This window comes from Marinimicrobium sp. UBA4509 (assembly GCF_002388575.1).
GTDB lineage: Bacteria > Pseudomonadota > Gammaproteobacteria > Pseudomonadales > Cellvibrionaceae > Marinimicrobium > Marinimicrobium koreense.
The window spans coordinates 17,496-20,825 of record NZ_DGMV01000022.1 but is presented as its reverse complement, the minus strand read 5'-3'; the positions used below and the strand labels follow the sequence as shown (position 1 = coordinate 20,825).

Sequence of the window (3,330 nt, the reverse complement as noted above, 5' to 3'; positions counted from 1 at the left end):
CGAAGCGCGCATCCGCCGTTCCCAAACTCAGTTTTCCAACGAATCATCCCATCCGATAAAGAACGGTTCTTCTTCCTGATCACTGAAATGCTCGTGGAAGCCCTGCACCTCGGAGGCGACCTTGCCGGTGCGGCGATGGAAATTCGCCAGGTGGTACAGCGCCTCGCCCTCGTGGACCAGCGGCAGGTGGGTCATGCCGATCACGATGGCCTCGGCGGGTGCCAGCACCGGGGATTCATTCAGCCCCAACGGGTCCGCAATCATCCCCAGCACATCGCCCTTCTTGACCCGCGCCCCCAACTGCACCCGCGAGCGCATCACACCACTGGTGGGGGCGCGCAGCCAGCGGCTGTCTGAGGCGACCACGGCCTGGGGGATTTTGGCCGGGCGTTTGCGCTGGGGCAGCATTTTCAGCTCGCGCATGACATTGATGATACCCCGGGCACCGGCACGGATGCTCAGCTCATCGAAGCGCAGAGCCTCCCCGGCTTCATACAACAACAGGGGAATGCCCATATCAGAGGCCGCCTCGCGCATTGAGCCGTCCCGCAGCTTGGCATCGAGCACTACCGGCACACCGAACTGCATGGCCAGATTGCGCGTCTCGTCCGAGCTCAGGTCGGCGCGAATTTGGGGCAGGTTACTGCGATGGCGGGCGCCGGTGTGCAGGTCGATACCGTGGGTGCAGTTTTTCAGGATATCGCCCACGAAAGTATTCGCCACCCGCCCCGCCAGGGAGCCCCGCTCACTGCCCGGAAAACTGCGATTCAGGTCCCGGCCGTCGGGCAGGTAGCGGGACTGGTTCAGAAAGCCGTGCACGTTGACCACGGGAATCGCGATCAGGGTACCGCGCAACTGGTTGAGCTGTTTGTAGTTGAGAAGCCGACGGATGATGTCCACACCATTGAGTTCATCGCCGTGAATGGCGGCGCTGACAAACAGGCAGGGACCGGGCCGGCGACCGTTGATGACGTGTACTGTCATCTCCACATCCGAGTGGGTGTACATGGCGGCCAGGGGGATATCCACCGACGTACGCTCCCCCGGGGCCACCTTGACGCCACCAATGTCCAGGGTGCGGTTTTTTTCCCGGGCGCGTCGGCCCGGGTCGGTTTTGGCGGCGGGTGAGGAGTTGGCCATAGACGTTACCCTTTACCGCCCCGGGTGCGGGTTTTGTTGGGCTTGGCGTTTTCCTCGACAAACTTGATGATCGCACCGGCCACATCTTTGTGCGTGGCCCCTTCTATACCTTCCAGACCCGGCGAAGAGTTCACCTCCATCAGCAGCGGGCCCCGGCTCGAGCGCAGCAGGTCAACACCGGCGATGGACAGCCCCATGGTCTGGGCGGCTTTGACCGCCGTCTGGCGCTCGGAGGGCGTCAGCTTGACCAGTTGAGCGCTACCGCCTCGGTGCAGGTTGGAGCGGAACTCCCCTTCCATGGCGGTGCGCTGCATGGCCGCCACCACCTTGGTGCCGATCACCAGGGCGCGGATATCGCTGCCCCCGGCTTCCTTGATGAACTCCTGCACCAGAAACTCGGCGCGCAGTTCGCGGAAGGCCTCAATCACACTCTCCGCCGCCTTGGCGGTTTCCGCCAGCACCACGCCGCGCCCCTGGGTGCCTTCACACAGCTTGACCACCAGCGGCGCGCCGCCCACCAGCTTGATCAGGTCTTTGGTGTTGTGCACGTGGTAGGCGAAGCTGGTGCGCGGCATGCCCAGCCCTTTGCGGGAAAACAGCTGCATGGCCCGCAGCTTGTCCCGGGAGCGCCCCAGCGCGACCGACTCGGTCAGGCAGTAGACGCCCATCATTTCAAACTGACGGATCACCGCCAGGCCGTAGTGGGTCACCGAAGCGCCAATACGGGGGATGACCGCGTCGAACCCGTCGAGCTTCTCGCCCATATACCAGATACTCGGGTTGGACGGAGTGATATCCATGTAACACTTGAGGATATCCAGTACCCGCACCTCGTGGCCGCGTTCCTCGGCGGCTTCAATCAGACGTCGGGTGGAGTACAGTCGACGGTTGCGCGACAGAATGGCAATTTTCATAGATGGTCCAATGGCTCAAATCAGGAAAGGTTCAGTTCACCGGGGGGCTGGAACTTCGAGCCCCCCAGCAGAAAGGATTGGTCGCTATCGACCAGAAAGCGCGGCTTTAGCGCGCCGCGCCCGAGCAGCATTCGAAACAGCATATTCTCCCGGTCGGTCAGGGTCACCTCGGCCTCAAACGCCTGATCCCCCAGCACCATGGTGGTGGCGATGACGTAGCGCATTTCGGCGTGACCGCCGGAGTCCGTGACCCGGCGCTGGTCAATCACCGGTGCCTCGCACTCGATCTGCACCTCGGTATCCTTCTGACGGGGGTGCAGCCCGAAACGCACCCAGGGGCGACCATCCAGCTCAAAGGGCTCCACAAAGTAAGCGTGCAGCGCACTGGTGCGCGCTCCGGTGTCGATTTTTGCCTTGATTTCGGCCTGGCCCAGGGCGGGCATCCGCACCCATTCGCGCCAGCCGATCACGGTCTTGTCCTGGATATCCACTGATTTCCTCACTGCTCACTCAGGATCAGAAAAATTAGGGATGACGGCAAATTTTTTTTGCTTTGCCATCGGCACTCCCCGTGGTAAATAGCGCCACATGGCCTGGTGGTTAGCGGCATGAACCAACTGGCTCATGACACAACCCGCTTGTGCATTGTCATTTCTTACGCTGGAGATGTCCATGGCTGTGAACATTGATCATTCCGATGACGATACCGACTACATCAACGATATGCCCACCGAGGCCGAGAACGACGAGGAGCCGGTGAAGCTGACAGGCCGCGAGGCCAACCAACATATTCTGGATATGCGCCGGAAGATCGAAGACCGGTTGGAACGGCGTCGGCTGAAGGAAGAGCTCGGCTGTGACGATCTCTGGGAACTCGATTTCTAAGAGGATTGAGAGGGCGATAGTGCATCGCCCTCGACCAACACATCCAGCACTCGCTGCACACTGGGGCTGAACTCCTGCTCCGGTCGAAACGCCGCATACAGGGGCCGGGTAAACTCGGGCGCCCCCCTTACCGGATACACCCCCTCGCCTGCCAACTCTTCCGGTAAGTAAGCGCTTGCCCTTCGCTCGCGAAAAGTCGCCAGCGCCACACTGGCCTGGTTGGTATGCAGGCTCGCCGTCACCTCGCCAAAGCGCTTGGCCTGAAACAGGGCAAAGGCCGCGCCCCAGTCCACCGAAACATACCCGTCGGCCAGTGCAGCCTTCACATCCAGATCCGGCTGACTGCTGAACAGAGCCAGGCGCACCTGACCAATACGGCGGGACTTCAGGG

General features: G+C 61.7%; 6 protein-coding genes. 1 reads left to right on the top strand and 5 read right to left on the bottom strand.

Annotation, left to right across the window (positions count from 1 at the left end; translation table 11 throughout):
• Window positions 1-27: 27 nt before the first annotated feature.
• The 4 genes from B3520_RS02435 to B3520_RS02420 are packed head-to-tail and all read right to left on the bottom strand — an operon-like array spanning window position 28 to window position 2,728.
• Window positions 28-1,140 carry a succinylglutamate desuccinylase/aspartoacylase family protein gene (locus tag B3520_RS02435; protein WP_123638049.1) on the bottom strand — a complete coding sequence of 371 codons (1,113 nt, stop codon included), beginning with the start codon at window positions 1,138-1,140 and terminating at the stop codon, window positions 28-30.
• A 5-nt stretch (window positions 1,141-1,145) separates the two neighbouring features.
• Entirely contained in the window at window positions 1,146-2,054 is a 909-nt protein-coding gene (gene rimK, locus B3520_RS02430; protein ID WP_265365623.1) for a 30S ribosomal protein S6--L-glutamate ligase, read from the bottom strand.
• A gap of 20 nt (window positions 2,055-2,074) precedes the next feature.
• Window positions 2,075-2,557: an ATP-dependent zinc protease gene (locus tag B3520_RS02425; RefSeq protein WP_322113804.1), complete on the bottom strand. Its 483-nt coding sequence runs from the start codon at window positions 2,555-2,557 to the stop codon at window positions 2,075-2,077.
• Between the two features lie 3 nt (window positions 2,558-2,560).
• A complete protein-coding gene (locus tag B3520_RS02420; protein WP_170162874.1) occupies window positions 2,561-2,728 on the bottom strand; it encodes a hypothetical protein in 168 nt (55 codons plus the stop codon).
• Here B3520_RS02420 and B3520_RS02415 point away from each other — a divergent pair.
• Window positions 2,727-2,939: a PA3496 family putative envelope integrity protein gene (locus tag B3520_RS02415; RefSeq protein WP_238559225.1), complete on the top strand. Its 213-nt coding sequence runs from the start codon at window positions 2,727-2,729 to the stop codon at window positions 2,937-2,939. The two genes, B3520_RS02420 and B3520_RS02415, sit on opposite strands and share 2 nt — an antisense overlap.
• On the opposite strand, the gene B3520_RS02410 is transcribed toward B3520_RS02415, so the two are convergent.
• Window positions 2,936-3,330: hypothetical protein (locus B3520_RS02410; RefSeq protein ID WP_286875334.1), on the bottom strand; the 395-nt coding region annotated here is incomplete at its 5' end. The two genes, B3520_RS02415 and B3520_RS02410, sit on opposite strands and share 4 nt — an antisense overlap.